The sequence below is a fragment of the Pseudomonas sp. H1_F01 genome, from assembly GCF_054681425.1.
The window spans coordinates 2571585-2590649 of the sequence record NZ_CP162823.1; the positions used below are offsets into that span (position 1 = coordinate 2571585).

Consider the following 19065-nt stretch of genomic DNA (forward strand, 5'->3'; position numbering starts at 1 on the left):
TGCGTTCCGACGTCGTTGCCTGGTGAATCAAGCCACCGAAGATTCTCTTGCGGGTTCAGAAGGCGCGGGCTGTGACAGGTTATGTCCCAGCAGTGCCCGATACAGTTCACCGTCGCCCAATATGCCCAGGACAGTACCGGCCTCGTTCTGCACGATCAGTGGATGGCCCGTTTCATAGCGAATCTGCAGGGCGTCGCGCATGGTAGTCGTCGACGGTACGCAAGTGGGCTGTCGAGCCAGGGTCTCGATTGGCTGGGGCGGATTCCATGGTTGGACGTGCGCTGTCGTAGCGCCTTTTCGAAGGCTGGTCAAATGACCCTGCGGGTTCACCACCATCCACAGGTTTTGAGCTGTATCCAGGCAATATTCGTCGCGGACGAAAATGCACTGGTCCAGCGGGGTCATCAAACTTTTCGCACACAGCACATTCAACGGGTTGGTGTGGGCGACGAAGTTACGCACGTAGTCGTCAGCCGGGTTCAGCACGATCTCCTCGGGTTTGCTGTACTGGATGATTTTGCCGTCTTTCATGATGGCGATGCGCGTGCCCAGCTTCAGGGCTTCGTCCAGGTCATGGCTGACGAATACGATGGTCTTGTGCAGCTTGCGCTGCAGATCGAGCAACTCATCTTGCAGGCCTTGGCGGATCAACGGGTCGAGGGCGGAGAAGGGTTCGTCCATCAGCAGGATGTCGGCGTCCATCGCCAGGGCGCGGGCCAGGCCGACCCGTTGCTGCATGCCACCGGACAACTCGTCGGGCTTCTTGTTGCGCCATTGGGTCAGGCCCACCAGCTCCAGCTTCTCATCCACCAGCTTGCGGAGTTCTCTCTCAGGACGGCCCTGCATTTCCAGGCCGAAGCTGATGTTCTCGCGCACGGTCAACCAGGGCATCAGGGCGAACTTCTGGAACACCATGGCGATGCGCTGGGTGCGCATCATCTTCAGTTCGGCGGGGGTACAGGAGGCGATGTCGATCTGCCGGCCTTCATGTTCGACGAACAGCTTGCCGCGGCTGACGGTGTTCAAACCATTGATGCAGCGCAACAGGCTGGATTTACCGGAGCCGGACAGGCCCATGAGCACACAGATCTCGCCTTTGTTGATCTCCAGGTTGGCTTTCTCCACGCCAACGATCAAACCGGTTTTCTGAAGAATCTCCGGGCGGGAAAAACCTTTGTCGAGTAGATCCAGGGCGGGCTTCGGACGGGCAGAGAAGATGACGTCAACGTCTTCAAAACGGATGATGCTCATGCGTCACCTCTTTTCACGGCTTCACGTTGTTTGCAGATTCGGTCGAGGATGATGGCCAGCAGCACGATCGCCAGGCCGGCTTCAAAACCCATCGAGATATCGGCGGTATTAAGTGCGTTGACCACGGGTTTGCCCAGGCCATCGGCGCCCACCAGTGCGGCGATCACCACCATCGACAACGACAGCATGATGCACTGGGTGATGCCGGCCGCGATGCTCGGCATCGCATGGGGCAGTTCAATGCGCGACAGGAGCTGGCGACGGGAGCAGCCGAAGGCTTTGCCAGCGTCCATCAGTTCGTCCGGTACGTCGCGGATGCCCAGGTAGGTCAGGCGGATAGGCGCGGCAATCGCGAACACCACCGTGGAAATCAGGCCTGGGACTACCCCCAGGCCGAAAAGTGTCAGGGTCGGGATCAGGTACACGAAGGTGGGCACGGTCTGCATCAGGTCGAGCACCGGCCGCAAGGCTGCATAGAACCATGGTCGATGGGCTGCAACGATGCCCAACGGTACACCGATGACCACGCAGACAAGTGTGGCGAAGGTCACTTGGGCGAGGGTCTCCATGGTCTCCTGCCAGTAACCGAGATTGAATATCAGCAGGAAGGAGAGGGTGACAAAGAGGGTGAGACTGGCCTTGCGTTGGATGTAATAGGCAAGCAGCGCAAATACAGCGATCAACGCCAAGGGGTTGAACCAGAGGAGTGCGCTGGTAAACGCGGAGATGACGCCCGACAGCGACAGCGATATGGCGTCGAAAACTCCAGCACCATGTTGTGTCAACCATTCGACATACCGGGCGATATGTTCACCCAGTGGAAGCTTTTCTTGTGTAATCCACATATCACTAATCCGGCTGATGGAAAGAAACAGCACGCCAGCAACCGCCCGGGCGCAGCTCCGTGTGCCAGGTTCCAGGCAACACAAAACGACTGCGCGAGGCGTCGCGTGAGCAGTTATCGAAGTTTGGGCAGGGGATGAGTAACGGAAGACGCGTGTATCAAAGCCAGTCGCCCCGGCATTCTTTGGCCGGGTGTCGAGTGTCCTTCAGAGGTGTGCACTGCAAGATTCATGATGGCGGCTCGTTGTTGTTTTGGTTTGGAGTCCGTTGCCTGTGGAAGATAGTTATCCAAGTGCCTTTTGCTGACAAACCATTTTATGTCAGTGTCTCATGAGTTTTGATCATTAATTGTTCACCACTTCTCGGGCGAAAAAGTCAATCAAATGTACTCAGGTGTACATTCGACGGTCATCCGAGTACATTCACGTTACGCATTATTTTAAAGAAGGTAAGCAAAGATGCCCCAGGTAGGGAAGGCACGCGGCAAGGCCCAGGACGCAGGCTGGCGGGGCTCGCCGGAGGGCTGGCTGGAAGCGGCCTACGAGGCCCTGAAGGAATCGGGCATCGATGCTGTTCGAGTCATGCCGCTGGCCAAGCGCCTGGGCTTGTCACGCACCAGCTTCTACTGGTTCTTCGAGGATCGCGAGCAACTGCTGGCGGCGTTGCTGTCGCGTTGGCGAGAGACCAATACGGGGGGCTTGATCCGGCAATGTGAAAGCTATGCCGAAAGCATCTCCGAGGCGATCCTGAATGTGTTCGAGTGCTGGCTCAACCCACAATTGTTCGACTCGCAGTTCGAGTTTGCCGTGCGCAGCTGGGCGCTGCAGTCCGCTGAAGTGGCCCAGGAGGTCGCTGCGGTAGACGAGCAGCGAATGAACGCCCTGGCGAACATGTTCAAGCGCTTTGGTTATGACAGCCAGGGAGCTGATACCCGGGCCCGAACGATTTATCTGACTCAAATCGGCTATATCACCATGAATACGAGTGAGCTGATCACCGTGCGTTTCCAGCGCATCCCTCATTACGTGAGCATCTTCACCGGCAAAGTCCCCAAGCAGCGTGAGCTGGATCGTTTCTATGGGAAGTTCGGCTATGCCGAAAAAGAGCCCGGGGTCTTTGTTCCGTTGACGGACACTTTCGAAGGCAACGGCGATGACCAATGAGACCGTGGGGATCATTGGCGGAACCGGCTGGTTGGGCGGCGCGATTGCCAAGGCCGTCCTGGCAAAGGGACTGGTGCCGGCGGGAAACCTGATCATCTCCAATCGTTCGGGAAACCACCCGTTGGTCCAACAAGGTGCCAGTCTGGTCACGAACAACCAGGACCTGGTGGATCGCAGCGTCGTCGTGATCATCGCGGTTCGCCCCGAGCAGTTCGCCAGCTTGAACATCAATGCGACGGGCAAAACCGTGATCTCCTTGATGGCCGGCATCACGGCACAGGCAATTGCTACACAGACCATGGCGTCGGCAGTCGTACGGGCGATGCCCAATGCGGCGGTGGAAATCGAGCAGTCCTTTACGCCCTGGTATTGTTCGGGCGGGGTAGAGGCGACGACGAAAATCCTGGTGCAGCGCTTGTTTGAGTGTGTGGGCACCGCTGCTGAAGTCCAGGAAGAAGACTTCATCGATTACCTCTCTGCACTCTCAGGCACCGGCCCGGCCTTTCCGGCCTTGTTGATGACGGCGCTGGCCAATCAGGCGATGCTGGCCGGTATACCTGGTGATATCGCGCAGCTTGCCGCGAAAAACGTCGTGGTCCACAGCAGCCAGCTGCTGGCCAACCGTGATGCCCAGCAGATGATCGACGCCTTGGTGGCCTACCGCGGTGTAACGGCCGCCGCCTTGCAGGCGATGACCCAGGGGTATTTCGAAGAGCAGATTGGAAGGGCGCTGCAAGCAGGTGCCGCGGTGGCCCGCACGGGGCTTCAAGCCTGATAAAACGATCGGGGTCGGGTAACGGCCACCACCGCATCGCGAGCAGGCTCGCTCCCACATTCGATCTTCAGCGGACACAACATACATGCCCAACACAAACCCTTTGTGGGAGCGGGCTTGCTCGCGAAGAGGCCAGCACATCCAACATATTCATTGACTGTGACACCGCTTTCGCGAGCAACCCCACCCCCAGATAAAAAACGGCACTCCTCCAAAAAACGAAAGGCGCCGTTTTCCTCAAGCCAACCTCAAATCCTATTCAGCCTTGAAGCAATACACCGCCAGCTTGTTCCCATCCAGATCCCGAGCATAAGCCGCATAGGCATTGTCCGCCCAGCCACGCGGGCCTGGCAGGCCTTCACATACGCCACCGTTCGCCAATGCAGCCGTATGGAACGCCAGAACCGCAGCACGGTTCGGTGCCTCGAAGCTCACCGTAACACCGTTACCAATGGTCGCCGGACTGCCATTGGCCGGGTTGAGTACAAAGAATGAAGGCTTATCGACGCCCCAGATGGAACCGGCCTCGTTGAGATCGGCAACACGCTTGAGGCCGATCTCTTTCAAGGTGGCATCATAAAACGCACGTGCTTTTGCCAGGTTGTTGGTGCCGACGGTGACATGGGTAAAAACAGACATCTTGGTTTCCTTTCTATGGGTAGTTGGACGATCGACCGGCGCTCAGAAATGAATGACGGTGCGAATGCTTTGCCCGCTGTGCATCAACTCGAAGGCGTCGTTGATCTTGTCCAGGGGCATGTTGTGGGTGATGAAGGTTTCCAGCGGGATTTCCCCGCGGCTGGCCTTCTCTACATAACTGGGAAGCTCGGTGCGGCCCTTCACGCCGCCGAAGGCGCTGCCGCGCCATACGCGACCGGTGACAAGCTGGAACGGGCGGGTGCTGATTTCCTGGCCGGCACCGGCCACACCGATGATGATCGACTCGCCCCAACCCTTGTGGCAGCACTCCAGCGCCGCGCGCATCAGTTGCACATTGCCGACGCATTCGAAGGAGTAATCCACGCCACCGTCGGTGAGTTCGACGATGACGTCCTGGATGGGGCGGTCATCGTCCTTGGGGTTGATGAAGTCCGTTGCGCCCAATGACAGGGCAACGTCGCGCTTGGCTGGGTTGATATCGATGGCCAGGATGCGTCCGGCATTGGCCATCTTTGCACCGATGATCGCGGCCAGGCCGATACCGCCCAACCCGAAGATCGCCACGCTGGCACCGGCTTCGACTTTTGCCGTGTTGAGTACCGCGCCAATCCCCGTGGTCACCCCGCAGCCGAGCAGGCAAACCTGATCCAGCGGCGCGTCTTTTGAAATCTTCGCCAGGGAAATTTCCGGCAGCACCGTGTATTCGGAAAAAGTCGAGCAGCCCATGTAATGGAACAGCGGTTGGCCTTCATAGGAAAAACGCGAGGTGCCATCGGGCATCAAGCCTTTGCCCTGGGTGGCCCTGACGGCCTGGCAGAGGTTGGTCTTGCCGGATAGGCAGAATTTGCACTGCCGACATTCAGCGGTGTAGAGCGGGATCACATGGTCGCCGACTTGCAGCGACGTCACGCCTTCGCCGATGGACTCGACGACACCACCACCTTCATGCCCCAGCACCGTGGGGAAAATGCCTTCGGGATCGCTGCCCGAAAGGGTGAAAGCGTCGGTATGGCAAACGCCAGTGGCGATGATGCGAACCCGGACTTCACCGGCCTTGGGCGGCGCCACATCGATGGTGACCAACCGCAACGGTTCATTGGGCGCGAATGCGACCGCAGCCCTTGATTTCAAGGTCTGTGCTGACATGGAAGAGCCTCGTGTCGAATAGGAAAAATGGCCCCTGATCCAGGATCAGGGGCATGACTTCAGATGTCCTTGACCAGTCGCAGCGCATCGTAGATGGCCGCGTGGGTATTGCGCGCCGACACCGCGTCGCCGATCCGGAACAACTGGAAACGGCCCTGCGGGTTGGTCACGATATTCTGGGTTTTGCCGGCGATCAGATCGTGTTGTTCCACCGCGCCGTTATTACTCGAATGCGAGCGCAGTTCGAAGTACAAATCGTCCAGGGGCAGGGTGCCGTGGTTGACCACCACCTGATCGACCACGCGCTGCTTGTGCACCTGGCCGTAATCGCTGCCGAAGTTGGCCACCAACTGACCGTCGCGCTTCTCCACGGAGTCGACCCGATAGGTGACCGTGTAGGTGACGTTCAGGTCTTGCAGGCTGCGCATGTAAGGCACCAGGTTCATCGCCATCACCTCCGGCGCAAACGACCGGTCCGGCGTGACGATCTCCAGTTTTGCACCGCTGTTGGCGATGACCTCGGCCGCCTGCAACGCCGCATGGTCGCCGGCGTCGTCGAAGATCAGCACGTTCTGGCCGGGCTTGACGTCGCCGGAAATGATGTCCCAGGTCGACACCACCAGTTCATTGCCGAGCTTGAGCACCTCGGTATGGGGCAAACCGCCGGTGGCGACGATCACCACGTCCGGCGCCTCGGCCATGACGGTCTCGGCTTCGGCCCAGGTGTTGAAATGGAACTTCACGCCCAGCCGTTCGCATTGCGCCATGCGCCAGTCGATGATGCTGATCATTTCGCGGCGACGCTCGCTCTGGGCAGTCAGGCGGATCTGCCCACCGGGCTGATCCGCCACTTCGAACACCGTGACGTCGTGGCCACGTTCGCCGGCCACCCGTGCCGCCTCCAGGCCCGCCGGGCCGGTGCCGATCACCACCACCTTGCGCTTGACAGCCGCCTTGGGGATTTCGTGGGGCATGCTGGTTTCGCGGCCAGTGGCGGCGTTGTGGATGCAATACGCAGCCCCGCCCTGATAGATGCGGTCCAGGCAATAGTTGGCGCCGACGCAGGGACGGATTTCTTCTTCGCGCTTTTCGATGATCTTGCGCACGATGTGCGGGTCGGTCATGTGCGCGCGTGTCATGCCGATCATGTCCACCTTGCCGGAGGCGATGGCGTGTCGCGCCGTGGCGACGTCCGGGATCTTGGCAGCATGGAACGTCGGGAAGCCGGTGGCCGAACGAATCTCGCCGGCGAAATCCAGGTGCGGCGAGTTGCGCATGCCCTGGATCGGAATCACGTCGGTGAGGCCGGCATCGGTATCGATGTGTCCGCGAACGACGTTGAGGAAGTCCACCAGCCCACTGTCCTTGAGCATGTGGGAGATCTGCAGGCCATCGCTGGCACCGAAGCCGCCGGGCAGGTCTTCATCGCCGGTGTAGCGCACCCCGAGCAGGAAATCCTCGCCACAACGCTGGCGAATGCCGCGTAACACATCAAAAGTGAAGCGCATCCGGTTTTCCAGCGAACCACCGTAGGGCCCGTCGAGATCGTTGGTCAGTGGCGACCAGAACTGATCCATGAGGTGCCCGTAGGCCTGCAATTCCAACCCATCGAGACCGGCGGCCTTCATGCGCTCGGCGGCGTCCACGTAATCCTTGATGATCCGGTCGATGTCCCATTCTTCCATCTTTTTCGGGAAGGCCCGGTGGGACGCTTCGCGACGATGGGAAGGCGAGACGACCGGGAGCCAGTCGGCCTTGTCCCAGCGTGTGCGCCGTCCCAGGTGGGTCAGCTGGATCATCACCGCCGCGCCGTGTTCGTGGCATTCGTCGGTCAGGTCCTTCATCCATTTGACCACTTCATCCTTGTACGCCAGCACGTTGTTGAACACCGGCGGGCTGTCCCGGGAAACGGCGGCGGAGCCCGCCGTCATGGTCAGCGCCACACCAGCCTTGGCACGTTCAACGTGGTAGGCGCGGTACAGATCCTTCGGCATGCCGTCGACAGGATAAGCGGGCTCATGGGAGGTGGTCATGATCCGGTTTTTGAGGGTCAGGTGTTTGATCTTATAGGGCTGCAGCAGAGGATCGCTGGACATGGTGTTGCGCTCCGGGAACAGAACATCAGGCTTGGTTTGACATAACGGTATGTCGAATGTTCATGTGTGTCAACGATTGAGACACAGGTGTACATTTTTCTTGCGTGGTGGAAAAACCAGGATTACCATCCAGTCGAAACAGGGGGGATCCGGCGTATCCGGTCGGTCATCCCGCATCGATCCAGAGTGCAAGGGGGCTATGCAAAGAACTATGAAAGTGCTCGTTGCGGTAAAACGCGCCATCGATCCGAATGTGAAAGTCCGGGTGAAAGCCGACGGTTCAGCCGTCGAGCTCAATGGCGTGAAGATGGCCTTGAATCCGTTCTGCGAAATCGCGGTGGAAGAGGCGATTCGCCTCAAGGAGAAGGGGCTGGTATCCGAAGTGGTGGTGGTCTCGGTGGGCACTTCGGCCGCCCAGGAGCAACTGCGCACGGCATTGGCACTCGGCGCGGACCGGGCGCTGCTGGTCGAGACGAGTGAGCTGCTCGAGCCGCTCAACGTCGCCAAGTACCTGAGCAAAGTGATCGATCAGGAAAAGCCGCAACTGATCCTGTTCGGCAAACAGGCGATCGACCAGGAGAACAACCAGGTCGGGCAAATGGTCGCGCAGCTGATTGGCAGCGGTCAGGCCACTTACGCCTCGGCAATCAATCACGTCGACGGGCAATGGGTGGTCGAGCGTGAGGTCGACGGTGGCAGCCAGGTGCTCGCCCTCGCCATGCCGGCCGTGGTGACCTGTGATTTGCGCCTGAACCAACCGCGCTACGCCTCGTTGCCGAACATCATGAAAGCCAAGAAAAAACCGCTTGAAATCATTGCTGCTGACACCTTGGGCGCGAGCGTGAAGGAACACGCTCGATTGTTAGGGGTTGTCCCGCCTGCGGTGCGCAAAGCGGGCATCAACGTCGGTTCGGTGGCCGAGCTGGTGGATAAACTGAAAAACGTTGCGGGGGTGATTTGATGCGCACATTGGTGATCGCCGAGCACAGTGCAGGTGAGCTGACGGCGGGTACGTGGAGTGCCGTGACCGCCGCCATGGCGCTGGGTGCCGAGACGGATTTGCTGGTGATGGGCGGGACGGACGCGTCGGCAGTGGCGCAACAGGCAGCACTGACCCAGGGCCTGGGCCGGGTGCTGCTCGCACAGGGTGCGATGTTCGAAAACGCCCTGGCTGAAAATGCCCAACCGCTGATCACTTCACTGGTGGCCGAGGGGTATACGCACGTCGTTGCCGACGCCAGCAGCATGGGCCGCAATGTGTTGCCGCGGGTCGCGGCCAGCCTGGATGTCGGCATGCTCTCCGACGTCACCCACATCGTTTCGGCGGACACCTTCCAGCGTCCCATTTATGCCGGCAATGCCATCGCCACGGTGCAGTCCCTTGACCCGATCAAGTTGCTGACCGTTCGTGCCTCGGCGTTCACCCAGGCCTTGTCCCATGAACATCGTTGCGAAGTGGTGGCGGTGGAGGGCGGGCAAAGCGCAAGCAACGTGCGTTTCGTGAGCGAACAACTGACGGCCAGTGAAAGGCCCGATTTGTCGAGTGCCCGCGTCGTTGTTTCCGGTGGCCGCGGCATGCAATCCAAGGAACATTTCGCCTTGATCGAGCGTGTGGCCGACAAGCTCGGTGGTGCCGTAGGGGCCTCGCGTGCCGCGGTGGATTCGGGTTTTGCCCCCAATGATTTGCAGGTCGGGCAGACGGGGAAAATCGTCGCGCCAGAGCTATACATCGCTGCGGGTATCAGCGGCGCCATTCAACATTTGGCGGGCATGAGTGGCTCGAAGGTCATTGTTGCGATCAACCAGGACGCCGAGGCGCCGATTGCCCAGGTGGCGGATTACATGTTGGTGGCGGATTTGTTCGAGGCCTTGCCGGCGCTCGAAAAAGCATTGTGAGTGATTACATTCATAAGCTCCGCCAAGTGGCGGAGGAGGGCCGAACGACCTGAATACATGAAGACTTTTCGTATAACTAAAACTTATCCATGCATAACATAAAATCCCTTGAGGGTGTAATGGCACTCTGCTTTTATGAGGGAAGTTAATTCTTCTGCTGCCCTGCCAATAACTATTAATACAGTACGCGGAGATGCACCATGATTACGTTATCCAGTAAAACTTGTATCGGCTGGCTTGCAGGCCTGGCGATGGCCGCCGGTAGCCTGACGGCTCACGCCGAGGAACCCACGCCTATCCGTATTGGATGGGTGAATTGGTCGGATACGGAAATCGCTGTAAAGCTGGCAGATACGGCATTGCGTGACCACTTGAAGCAACCGGTCAAATTGGTACTCGCCGATATCGGCATTCAGTTCCAGGCCCTGGCTAACGGCAATATCGACCTGATTCCGATGGTCTGGCTGCCGAGCACTCACAAGGCGTTCTACGACAAATACCAGGACAAGCTCGAAGACCTCGGCGTGCTGTATGAAGGTCGGATCGGCATGGCCGTGCCAACGTCCATTCCGACCAGCGAGATCGCCAGTGTCGAAGACCTCAACAAGCCTGAAGTACGGGAAAAACTGGGCGGCAAGATCCTGACGTCGGAAGTGGGCAATGGTCAGTACAAGCTGACGGAAAAGGCCATCAAGGAATATAAGCTCGATGGTTACAAGATGGTCGCCTCTTCAGAGTCTGGAATGCTGAGCGAGCTGGATCGCAACATCAAGCGTGACAAATGGTCGTTGATCAACGCCTGGAGTCCCCACTGGATGTTCGCCAAGTGGCCGCTGCGCTACCTGGATGATCCGAAGCAGATTTTCGGTGGTGCTGAGCAAATCCATGCGGTTGCCCGCAAAGGCTTCAGCGCCGAGCATCCTGATGTCGCCCGGTTCTTCGCCAACTTCAAGATCCCCAAGGCTGACCTTGAGAAGTTGATGTCCACCGCCCGTGACAGTTCGGCAGACAAGGTCGTTGCAGAGTACTACGCCGCCAACAAGCCTCGCTTCGAGGCGATGTTCGGCAGTCAGACCGCCTCCGTCACACCGTCCCAGTGATGGCTGCTGCTATTCAATAGTTGAGTTGCAGTCCGATGTCCTGCGTGAAGGGCATCGGATGCATCGAACGAACATTCAGGCGATACCCTTGAAAACCACAGCCTATCGTCGCTTTACCCTGGATGAGGCGGTCGACTGGGTGAAGCATCTCTGTGAATCGAAGGGCTGCTCACCCGCGGTTGCCCTCTCATTGGCTCACGCCACCGTGGCTGCGCAAGCGCGCGGTAACCAGGCCGTGGGGTTTCGCCACCTCGCCGATTACTTGCCGGGCTTTTCTTCCGGACGAATCAATCCACGTGCCGAACCACGCATCTCCCGCGCTGGCGCGATTATCTTCAAGTCCGATGCCCAAGGCGGAATTGCCCAACTGGGTGTCGATCGCTGTTTCGATTCGCTGTGCCATGCCGCGCACGCCAATGGTATGGCAACGCTGAGCCAGTGCAACAGTTTCACCAGCGGTGAACTGGGTGACTACACGTTGCGGTTTGCCCAGGCCGGGCTGATTGCATTGGCGGTCGCAAACGGGCCGGCCCTGGTCGCCGTTCCTGGTGCCAAGGGCAAGACCTACTCGACCAATCCGCTTTCATTTTCCGCGCCCTCAGCCGACGGCATCCCGCTGATGTTCGACCAGGCGTGCAGTGCCGCGGCATTCGTGAATATCGCCCACGCCGCTTCGACGGGCAGCGACATCCCTGACGGTTGGGCGGTGGACCAACAGGGCAACGGCACACGTAATGCCTTGGCGGCGTTGAGCGGTGCGCTGCTGCCTTTTGGCGGAAATCGTGGGGCCAATCTGATGCTCATGGTCGAGGTCCTGGCGGCGGGGCTCACGGGTGCCAACTGGTCGTTGGATGCGCCGGCGTTTAACCAGGGAAACCAGACGCCTGGCTGTGGCCTGTTGATCCTGCTCCTGGCGCCGGCCTTCTTTTCAAGCGGGTTTGAACAGCGACTGTCCAGCCAACTGACCCGCCTGACGCAGATGGGCGTCCACAGGCCGGGATGGGAACGGCAACACTTAACGCGCACCGCACAGAATGATGGGATCAGTGTTCCCGTTGACCTGTTGGAACAGCTGAGCCGTCTGTAAGCCAGTTCGATAAGTTGCTCGGGAAATGGGATCGAAAACGATGATGAACAGCACTGAAGATCCATCGTGGGACCAGGACATTATCCGTAGTGGGAAGTCGCTCAGGCGTTCGCTCCAGAGCGTCCTGTCGGGCAGCGGTTGCAATGAGGCGCCAGCACATGTCGCGTCTCTGAGCACGGCCCAATGGAATATCAGCAAGACTGCGCAGACTTCAAATGTGCTGCCCCGGTGTTTGGAGCGTCACTTATCCGAGGCGCTTGACGCTGCGCCCAGGACCGATGATGACCTGATATCGATACTGGCTGCGCTGAGCACGCTCTTGCCCCATCTTCCCTGGATAAACCGCCAAGCCCGGGCCGACCAGGACAGCGCTTTTGTGGAGCGCCATCGCCACGGGATGATCGCCGGCCCTGGAGCGCTATTTGAATGTTCCACCTTGACCTTGGGGTTGGCGCTGATGATGCCCAAGACCAGCTACCCCTATCACCAACACCCGCCTGCCGAGTTCTACCTCGTTCTTTCGCCGGGTGACTGGTATCGGGAGGATGTTGGGTGGTGGAGTCCTGGTGCGGGGGGCGTTGTCTTCAATCCGCCTTCTTGTATTCATGCAATGAGATCGACGTGCGTTCCACTGCTTGCTTTATGGGGCTTGTTTCATTCAGAGGCTGAGTTATGTCGGTAACAACAATGGGTATCAAATTGGATGGGGAAACGCGTGCCAGGCTGAAATCGGCGGCGGCCAAGTTGGATCGCACCTCACATTGGTTCATGAAGAAGGCGATTTTGAATCTCATTGAAAAGGTGGAAGCTGGGGCCGGCGTTGAAGCCTTTGTAGCGGTCGAGACGCTGGAGAGGGATACGTTGCGCCATAGCATCGCACGACAGCACGCAAATAAAGGCCTGCGTGACGATACCGCCCTGATGGCATCGGCCAAGGGCGGTGTGCATGGTGCGTGATTATGATGCGCCGCGGCCTCAGCTAGGCATCGCCTTGTGTCTTTTGTCCATGCTGATCTTTGCCAGCCAGGATGGCGTCACCAAAGTGCTGGTAAGGGATCTCCCGGTCGCCCAGCTCGTCATGGTGCGCTATTGGGTATTCCTTGCGTTTGCTGTTGGCTATAGCGTTTATCAGGGAAGTTTGCGAACCGCATGTCGAAGCCAGCATCCCTTTCTCCAGATAACTCGTGCCCTGGTTGGGGTGGGTGAAATCGCTTTGTTTGGATTTGGCCTGCGTTATCTTGGCTTGGCTGAGATGCATGCCTTGTATGCGGTTTTCCCGCTGATGACGCTGGCCTTGGCGGGAGCATTGCTGGGGGAGTTCGTCGGCGTGCGTCGATGGATTGCCGCTGCGATAGGTTTCCTGGGCACCTTGGTCATTCTTCGCCCCGGCGGCGGTGTCTTCGAACTCGCAGCGCTGATTCCCTTGATGTCCGCGCTGGGGTTCGCTGTGTTCAATGTGTTGACGCGGCGGATTAGCCGCGACGATTCGTTTGCTACGAACATGCTCTACATGGGTTTTTTCGGCGCAATGGCCGTCACCGTACCCGGCCTTCCCGGATGGGTTGTTCCGAGCCCGATGCAGTGGGTCTTGATGGGAGTGCTTGCTACCACAGGTGTAGTGGCCCAGCTTTTACTCATCCAGGCGCTCAGGTATGCGACGGCGGCCACGCTCCAGCCTTTCAATTACACGCTGCTGGTATTCGCCACGTTCATCGGCCTGTTCGTGTTCGGCGAATTGCCGGACCTATGGACAGTGGTAGGGGCTAGCCTGGTGGTGATCGGTGGCCTGTATGCAGTCAAGGCGAAAGGGTAGGTCAAGCGCCTTGCCAGCGATTTTCCCTACCGTCCAGTCGTCATAAGCAGAGAGCCATCCCTGGCTCTCCCAGGCACTACCGCTTAGAACTTGAAGCGCCCCACCAAACCCTTGAGTTGTCCGGAAATATCCGTCAGACGCCCCGAGCCGGTCTGCGCCGAGTGGGCGAATTCCTCGACCAACTGGGCATCGGCATGGATCTGCGCGATGTGCCGGTTGATGTCTTCGGCCACCTGGTGCTGCTCCTCTGCCGCTGTGGCGATCTGCGTATTCTGGTCGCGAATCGAGTCCACCGAGTGGCGGATCTTGTCGAAGCTGTCGCGGGCCTGTTGGATGCGCTCCACGCTGGTTTGCGACACCTGCAGGCTGCTTTGCATCTGTTGGGTCACTTCCTGGGTGCGCCGTGCGAGGTTGCCCAGCAGGCTGTCGATCTCACCGGTGGAGTCGGCGGTACGCCGTGCCAGCGCCCGGACTTCGTCGGCCACCACGGCGAACCCGCGACCTTGATCGCCGGCCCGTGCAGCTTCGATGGCGGCGTTCAGGGCCAACAGGTTGGTCTGTTCAGCGATCGAGCGGATGGTGTCGAGGATGGTGTTGATGTTCTTGCTGTCCTGTTCCAGCGCCTGCATGGTCTGGGTCGACTTTTGCAGGTCGTCGCTCAGTTTCAGCACGCTGCCGGTGGCTTCGCCGATGTGATGCTGGCCATCGTGTACATCGCGATAGCCTTCGTCCGCACTGGAGGCGGCCTGGCTGCAAGAGCGGGCCACTTCGTTGGCGGTGGCAACCATTTCGTTGAACGCGGTGCTCACCAGCTCCACGGCCTGGCGCTGGCGCCCGGCAGCGTCGTTCATGTTCTGGGCCACGTGGCTGGTATCGGCTGCGGCGGTTTGCAGGTCGGAAGAGGCGCTGCCGATGCGCTGCATCAGTTGCGCGATCATGCCCAGGAACTGGTTGAACCAGCCCGCCAGGGTGGCCGTTTCGTCCTTGCCTTGCACGATGAGTTTGCGGGTGAGGTCACCTTCACCTTCGGCGATTTCCTGCAGGCCGTTGGCAACACCGCGAATCGGCCGCACGATCACGCTGGCGAAACTGGCGCCTACCAAAGCGAATACCACAGCCAGTACGGCAGCAATGGCGGCGATCAGCCAAGTCAGGCTCGAAGCCTCGGCCATCACTTCATCGCGCTTGATCAGGCCGATGAAGCGCCAGCCCAACCCTTTGGAGCTGACCACGTTGGCCATGTAGGGCACGCCGTCGATCTCGATCTGGGTCACGCCATCGCTGCTTTTGGCCAGCTCGGCATAGTTGGGGCCCAAGTCGGCCAACGGCTTGAAGTTATGCTTGGCATCGGCAGCATCCACCAGGACGTTGCCGTTGGCTTCGACCAGCATCAGGTAGCCGCTTTCACCCAGCTTGATGTTCTTGACCAGTTCGGTGAGCTGTTTGAGCGACACGTCCAGGCAAACAACACCCACCAATTTACCGCTGGAGTCAGCGACAGTTTGTACGGTGCCGATCAGCGACACATCGTCCGGCGCCCAGTAATAGGCGTCTGTGCGCACAGTTGTGCCCGGTGCGGCCATGGCGGCCTTGTACCATGGACGCACGCGCGGATCGTACTTGGCCATTTTGGGATCGTCCGGCCAGCTCGCGTAACCGCCGTCATCCATGCCCACGGAAAGATAGGCGGTGGTCGGATGGCTCTTGGCGAATCTTTCGAAGATCTCCAGAAGCTGTTGATTGATCTCAGGGAAGGGGGCTTGTGCGGCGTCGGCGCTGGAATAGTTTTTCAAGCCCTTGGCGGCGATGACCCGCGGATCCCTGGCAAAGAGTTCGACGTTCTGGCTGATGCCATCGAAGAACTGCTTCATGCCGTTGTCGATCTGGCGGATTTCACGGCCACTGCTGTCTAGAAAGTTGGCTTTTGCGGCGTCGCGCAGGTTCAGCACGACCAGCACCGCCACCAGGATAACCGGAAGGCAGGCGATGGCCGCGAACGCCCATGTCAGCTTCTGTTTGATATTCATGACTTCTCCCGCGGGATATTTTAAGTGTTTGGATGGCGGAAACAGCAGTGGTTGGCGTTGCGAGTCTCTTAAGGGAAAAGCACCCATGCCTACTGCCAGTGTATCGACCAAAGTCGTAGGCACTTGAGGCTTGCCATTTTGGCGCGGGATGATCGGTAGACGGCGCAGGCGCGATTGCAGCCGGCGTCACTAGTCTGGAAGATAACGTGGTTTGCCCTGCGCCTTCGCCCTGGGGTTCAAGGCACCCTCGTGCAGCAATCCTCATCGTCTTTAATGTATTAACGAGGCCCTATGCCAAGCGCATTCGAGAGCGTACTCAAAAACAAGAACATGGCTTATCGACCGCTCGGCGCGGCGCCCGCCAGCCAGGCGCCGATCCGCGTCGCGTTTGTATTGATGGACAACTTCTCGATGATGTCTTTCACCGGTGCGGTGGATGCGCTGGTGACCGCCAACCTGATGAGCGACATGCCCCTCTACGAGGTGCTGACGGTGGGGGTTTCAGGCGGGCAAGTCACGAGCGACCTGGGCATTGTCATCTCGACCGACATCGAACTGGCGCAGATGCCGGAAAACCAGGACGTGCTGATCGTCGCCGGGGGCTTTCGCGTGAAGTTGCAAGGCCATCCCTTGCTGCGCCGCAAGCTGCGCGCCCATGCGGCGTCCGGGGCGATCCTGGGCGGGTTGTGGAACGGTGCCTTCTTCGTTGCCGATGCCAATCTGCTGGATGGTTTCGAATGCGCTGTCCACCCGGAAAGCCGCGCCATGATGGCGGAGGTGTTTCCCCACGTGAAGGTGTCCAGCCGGGCCTATGTGGTTGATCGGGAGCGGGTCAGTTGCGCGGGCGCCAACAGTTCGCTGCGCATGATGCTCCAATTGATTCGCCAGACGGGCGGGGCGGCGCTCGTGGGCGCCATCGAGGAAATTCTTCGCTGTGATGAGTCTGGCGATGATGCGACGGACTTGCCGCCGGTTTTCGTCGAGACCGACCCGACACTGCCGGAAAGCCTCAAGCTGGCTCTGGAACTGATGTGGCAAAACGTAGAAGAGCCGTTGACCATCGATGAGCTGGCGGCGTGCGTCAAGATTTCCAAGCGGCAGTTGGAGCGGCGGTTCTGCAGTTTTCTCGGTGCGACTCCCACACGCTATTACCTGGAACTGCGCTTGACGCGTGCCCGCCAGCTCATCCAGCAAACCAATCGATCCGTGACCGAAATCGCCGTCGCGACGGGCTTCGTCAGCTCCCCGCACTTCCAGCGTCGTTTCCGGGATTTTTTTGGTGTGCCACCTGGTAGCTATCGCTCGAAATCGGAGCGCAAACAAACCGTGCGATGAAGACGCTGGCAAATCAGAGATGAGTTGTTAGGGTGGGGAGAGGGCGTTGCCGCGCTTTAGCGCGGGAACTATATGGGGGCAAGCTTTACTCCCACACAGTTCCTGCGCGACGAATATAAGTCAGGTGTTATCGTCTGTTTGTGTTTCGGTGGGCAGGTCTTCAGTTTGTGGCGCGACTTGCGAAGCGGTCAAGGTGGTGTCCTTGCACAGCACTTTTCCAACTTCGTCGGCTATCGAGCCGTCGATGATTCGTCCTTGCATCTGGTCGAACTGAGCTTTTTCCACCCCTGAAAGACTGTTGTACATCCCCATGTGCCGAACATTGCGGTTGGCGCAGTCAAGTTCAAGCTTTGTATAGTTGGTGAAGTAAGCGCCCGATCGTTGAACGGTGGCCTGGATGGCGGTACCGCTGTCGACAAACGAAACGATGGAGTACACCGCATCCGAATCATCGTAGAGGTACTTGATGTTCTGGACGTCCGCGGCCGCACTGCACGCAATAGAGAGTAACGCGAGGGATATAACGATTTTCATGCTTTCTTCCGTGAATAAGCAAGTCAGGAGAATTAGTGGCAAAGTGAAATCATTTTGCCTTGGCGCGTGCATTGAGTCAATTTGCGTTGGTTAGTATCCGACGACCATTGGTCAGAAACGAGATCGTTTCGGGAACTTTATAGATCGACCTGGCTCGTGGCAACAGAGGAACGCATTTGAGGCGGCCCAGTGAATCTCTCCAAATACGCCACCCTCCATATCAAAGCCTGAATTATTCAGGTTGGCTGATTTTTTTTAGATGTTTTTCGCCTGAAATACGTCATTGATCATGGATTCAGGACTTTCGAATCTTTCTTCGCTTATTGCGCAAGATAACCCTTGTGGGGGCTGGCTCACTCCCACAAGGGGGCACGGTTGCTTCACGGCATCTGTGGCAGTTCCTGCGGCCGCAGATCGAACACCAGCACTTCGGCATCCTGGCCGTTACTGAAGGTCAGGACCTGCTCCTCGCGCACCCGCACGCCATCACCTTCCTGTAACGGTATGCCGTTGAGCTCGACAGCGCCTCGTGCCACGTGCATGTAGGCATAGCGATCCGGGGCCAGGGTCAAGGTGGCGCTTTCCTGGCCATCGAACAACCCGGCGTAGACCCGTGCATTCTGGTGCACTTGGAGCGAGCCGTCGGCGCCGTCGGGGGAGATGATCAATTGCAGGCGACCGCGTTTCTGCTCGCTGCTGAAATGCTCCTGTTGGTAGCGTGGTGTGGCACCGCTGACGTTGGGCACGATCCAGATCTGCAGGAAGTGCACCAGCTCGTCCGCGCTATGGTTGTACTCGCTGTGGGCCACGCCGCTGCCGGCGCTCATCAACTGCACGTCACCTGGGCGAATGACCGAGCCGGTGCCCAGGGTGTCCTTGTGTTCCAGCGCCCCTTCGAGCACATAGGAAAAGATCTCCATGTCCCGGTGGGGATGCTGGCCGAAACCCTTGGCGGCGGCGACCCGGTCATCGTTGATGACTAGCAGGTCGGAGAAGCCCTGTTCGTTGAGGTCACGGTAGTTGGCGAACGAGAAGGTGTGGAACGAGGTCAGCCAGCCGTGGCGGGCAATGCCGCGATCCGAAGCTTTGCGAAGGGTCAGCATGATCAATTCTCCTGATGTCTGTGGGCGACGGCTGGGCCGTTCGCCGGGTTCAGAAGAAGGTTAATGGTTATCCATATGTTCAATAAGCAGGTGAAAAACGAAAGACTGTCCGTTTTGGGTGGACAATAGACAACCCTACCGGCAGATGCTTCGCTTCGACATAATGCTGAGACTTTGAAGCTATAAAACCTGTGGGAGCGAGCCTGCTCGCGATAGCGTCGGTCCAGCTTGCGCTT

18 protein-coding genes and 1 pseudogene are annotated in these 19065 nt (G+C 58.9%); 10 read left to right on the plus strand and 9 right to left on the minus strand.

Annotation, left to right across the window (positions count from 1 at the left end; translation table 11 throughout):
* Positions 1-27: 27 nt before the first annotated feature.
* Positions 28-1251 carry a choline ABC transporter ATP-binding protein gene (gene choV / locus AB4O09_RS11905; RefSeq protein ID WP_003203453.1) on the minus strand — a complete coding sequence of 408 codons (1224 nt, stop codon included), beginning with the start codon at positions 1249-1251 and terminating at the stop codon, positions 28-30.
* On the minus strand, positions 1248-2096 hold the full coding sequence (gene choW / locus AB4O09_RS11910; RefSeq protein WP_003203447.1) for a choline ABC transporter permease subunit: 849 nt from the start codon (positions 2094-2096) through the stop codon (positions 1248-1250). The genes choV and choW overlap by 4 nt, the downstream gene beginning before the upstream one ends.
* A gap of 456 nt (positions 2097-2552) precedes the next feature.
* Between choW and AB4O09_RS11915 the strand changes: the two genes are divergently transcribed.
* Complete coding sequence (locus AB4O09_RS11915; RefSeq protein WP_003203446.1) at positions 2553-3257, plus strand: TetR/AcrR family transcriptional regulator; 705 nt, start codon at positions 2553-2555, stop codon at positions 3255-3257.
* Complete coding sequence (locus tag AB4O09_RS11920; RefSeq protein ID WP_027911972.1) at positions 3247-4032, plus strand: pyrroline-5-carboxylate reductase family protein; 786 nt, start codon at positions 3247-3249, stop codon at positions 4030-4032. The genes AB4O09_RS11915 and AB4O09_RS11920 overlap by 11 nt, the downstream gene beginning before the upstream one ends.
* Before the next feature lie 255 nt (positions 4033-4287).
* On the opposite strand, the gene AB4O09_RS11925 is transcribed toward AB4O09_RS11920, so the two are convergent.
* The 3 genes from AB4O09_RS11925 to AB4O09_RS11935 are packed head-to-tail and all read right to left on the minus strand — an operon-like array spanning position 4288 to position 7934.
* Positions 4288-4671, minus strand: coding sequence for a VOC family protein (locus AB4O09_RS11925; protein ID WP_003203443.1), 384 nt, complete (start codon positions 4669-4671; stop codon positions 4288-4290).
* 42 nt (positions 4672-4713) lie between these two features.
* Complete coding sequence (locus tag AB4O09_RS11930; protein ID WP_003203440.1) at positions 4714-5838, minus strand: S-(hydroxymethyl)glutathione dehydrogenase/class III alcohol dehydrogenase; 1125 nt, start codon at positions 5836-5838, stop codon at positions 4714-4716.
* A gap of 59 nt (positions 5839-5897) precedes the next feature.
* On the minus strand, positions 5898-7934 hold the full coding sequence (locus tag AB4O09_RS11935) for an oxidoreductase (RefSeq protein ID WP_460108258.1): 2037 nt from the start codon (positions 7932-7934) through the stop codon (positions 5898-5900).
* A gap of 211 nt (positions 7935-8145) precedes the next feature.
* On the opposite strand from AB4O09_RS11935, the gene AB4O09_RS11940 reads away from it, so the two are divergent.
* The 7 genes from AB4O09_RS11940 to AB4O09_RS11970 all read left to right on the plus strand — a co-directional run bounded on the left by AB4O09_RS11940 (position 8146) and on the right by AB4O09_RS11970 (position 13830).
* Positions 8146-8895 (plus strand): electron transfer flavoprotein subunit beta/FixA family protein, encoded by a 750-nt coding sequence (locus tag AB4O09_RS11940; RefSeq protein ID WP_003203436.1) that lies wholly within the window; start codon positions 8146-8148, stop codon positions 8893-8895.
* Entirely contained in the window at positions 8895-9830 is a 936-nt protein-coding gene (locus AB4O09_RS11945; RefSeq protein ID WP_013693739.1) for an electron transfer flavoprotein subunit alpha/FixB family protein, read from the plus strand. Before AB4O09_RS11940 ends, AB4O09_RS11945 begins: the two co-directional genes overlap by 1 nt.
* A gap of 200 nt (positions 9831-10030) precedes the next feature.
* On the plus strand, positions 10031-10930 hold the full coding sequence (locus AB4O09_RS11950; protein WP_013693738.1) for a glycine betaine ABC transporter substrate-binding protein: 900 nt from the start codon (positions 10031-10033) through the stop codon (positions 10928-10930).
* 88 nt (positions 10931-11018) lie between these two features.
* Positions 11019-12017 carry an Ldh family oxidoreductase gene (locus AB4O09_RS11955; protein WP_373557691.1) on the plus strand — a complete coding sequence of 333 codons (999 nt, stop codon included), beginning with the start codon at positions 11019-11021 and terminating at the stop codon, positions 12015-12017.
* 43 nt (positions 12018-12060) lie between these two features.
* The gene (locus AB4O09_RS11960; RefSeq protein ID WP_414880763.1) at positions 12061-12699 is read left to right on the plus strand and encodes a dimethylsulfonioproprionate lyase family protein; all 639 of its coding nucleotides are present in this window, start codon (positions 12061-12063) and stop codon (positions 12697-12699) included.
* 5 nt (positions 12700-12704) lie between these two features.
* Positions 12705-12974 (plus strand): transcriptional regulator, encoded by a 270-nt coding sequence (locus AB4O09_RS11965; RefSeq protein ID WP_414880764.1) that lies wholly within the window; start codon positions 12705-12707, stop codon positions 12972-12974.
* Entirely contained in the window at positions 12964-13830 is an 867-nt protein-coding gene (locus AB4O09_RS11970; protein ID WP_460094976.1) for a DMT family transporter, read from the plus strand. The genes AB4O09_RS11965 and AB4O09_RS11970 overlap by 11 nt, the downstream gene beginning before the upstream one ends.
* Before the next feature lie 83 nt (positions 13831-13913).
* Here the strand turns inward: AB4O09_RS11970 and AB4O09_RS11975 are convergent, their stop codons facing one another.
* Both AB4O09_RS11975 and AB4O09_RS11980 read right to left on the minus strand, forming a co-directional pair.
* Positions 13914-14768 (minus strand): methyl-accepting chemotaxis protein, encoded by an 855-nt coding sequence (locus AB4O09_RS11975; protein WP_375538864.1) that lies wholly within the window; start codon positions 14766-14768, stop codon positions 13914-13916.
* 6 nt (positions 14769-14774) lie between these two features.
* Positions 14775-15944 (minus strand): annotated as a pseudogene (locus AB4O09_RS11980) (HAMP domain-containing protein); the annotation flags it as partial.
* A 204-nt stretch (positions 15945-16148) separates the two neighbouring features.
* Here AB4O09_RS11980 and AB4O09_RS11985 point away from each other — a divergent pair.
* Positions 16149-17192 (plus strand): GlxA family transcriptional regulator, encoded by a 1044-nt coding sequence (locus tag AB4O09_RS11985; RefSeq protein ID WP_003203420.1) that lies wholly within the window; start codon positions 16149-16151, stop codon positions 17190-17192.
* Between the two features lie 120 nt (positions 17193-17312).
* Here AB4O09_RS11985 and AB4O09_RS11990 read toward each other — a convergent pair whose 3' ends face one another.
* Both AB4O09_RS11990 and AB4O09_RS11995 read right to left on the minus strand, forming a co-directional pair.
* The gene (locus AB4O09_RS11990) at positions 17313-17726 is read right to left on the minus strand and encodes a hypothetical protein (RefSeq protein ID WP_027911976.1); all 414 of its coding nucleotides are present in this window, start codon (positions 17724-17726) and stop codon (positions 17313-17315) included.
* 380 nt (positions 17727-18106) lie between these two features.
* Positions 18107-18829, minus strand: coding sequence for a pirin family protein (locus tag AB4O09_RS11995; protein WP_460094978.1), 723 nt, complete (start codon positions 18827-18829; stop codon positions 18107-18109).
* Between the last annotated feature and the right edge of the window lie 236 nt (positions 18830-19065).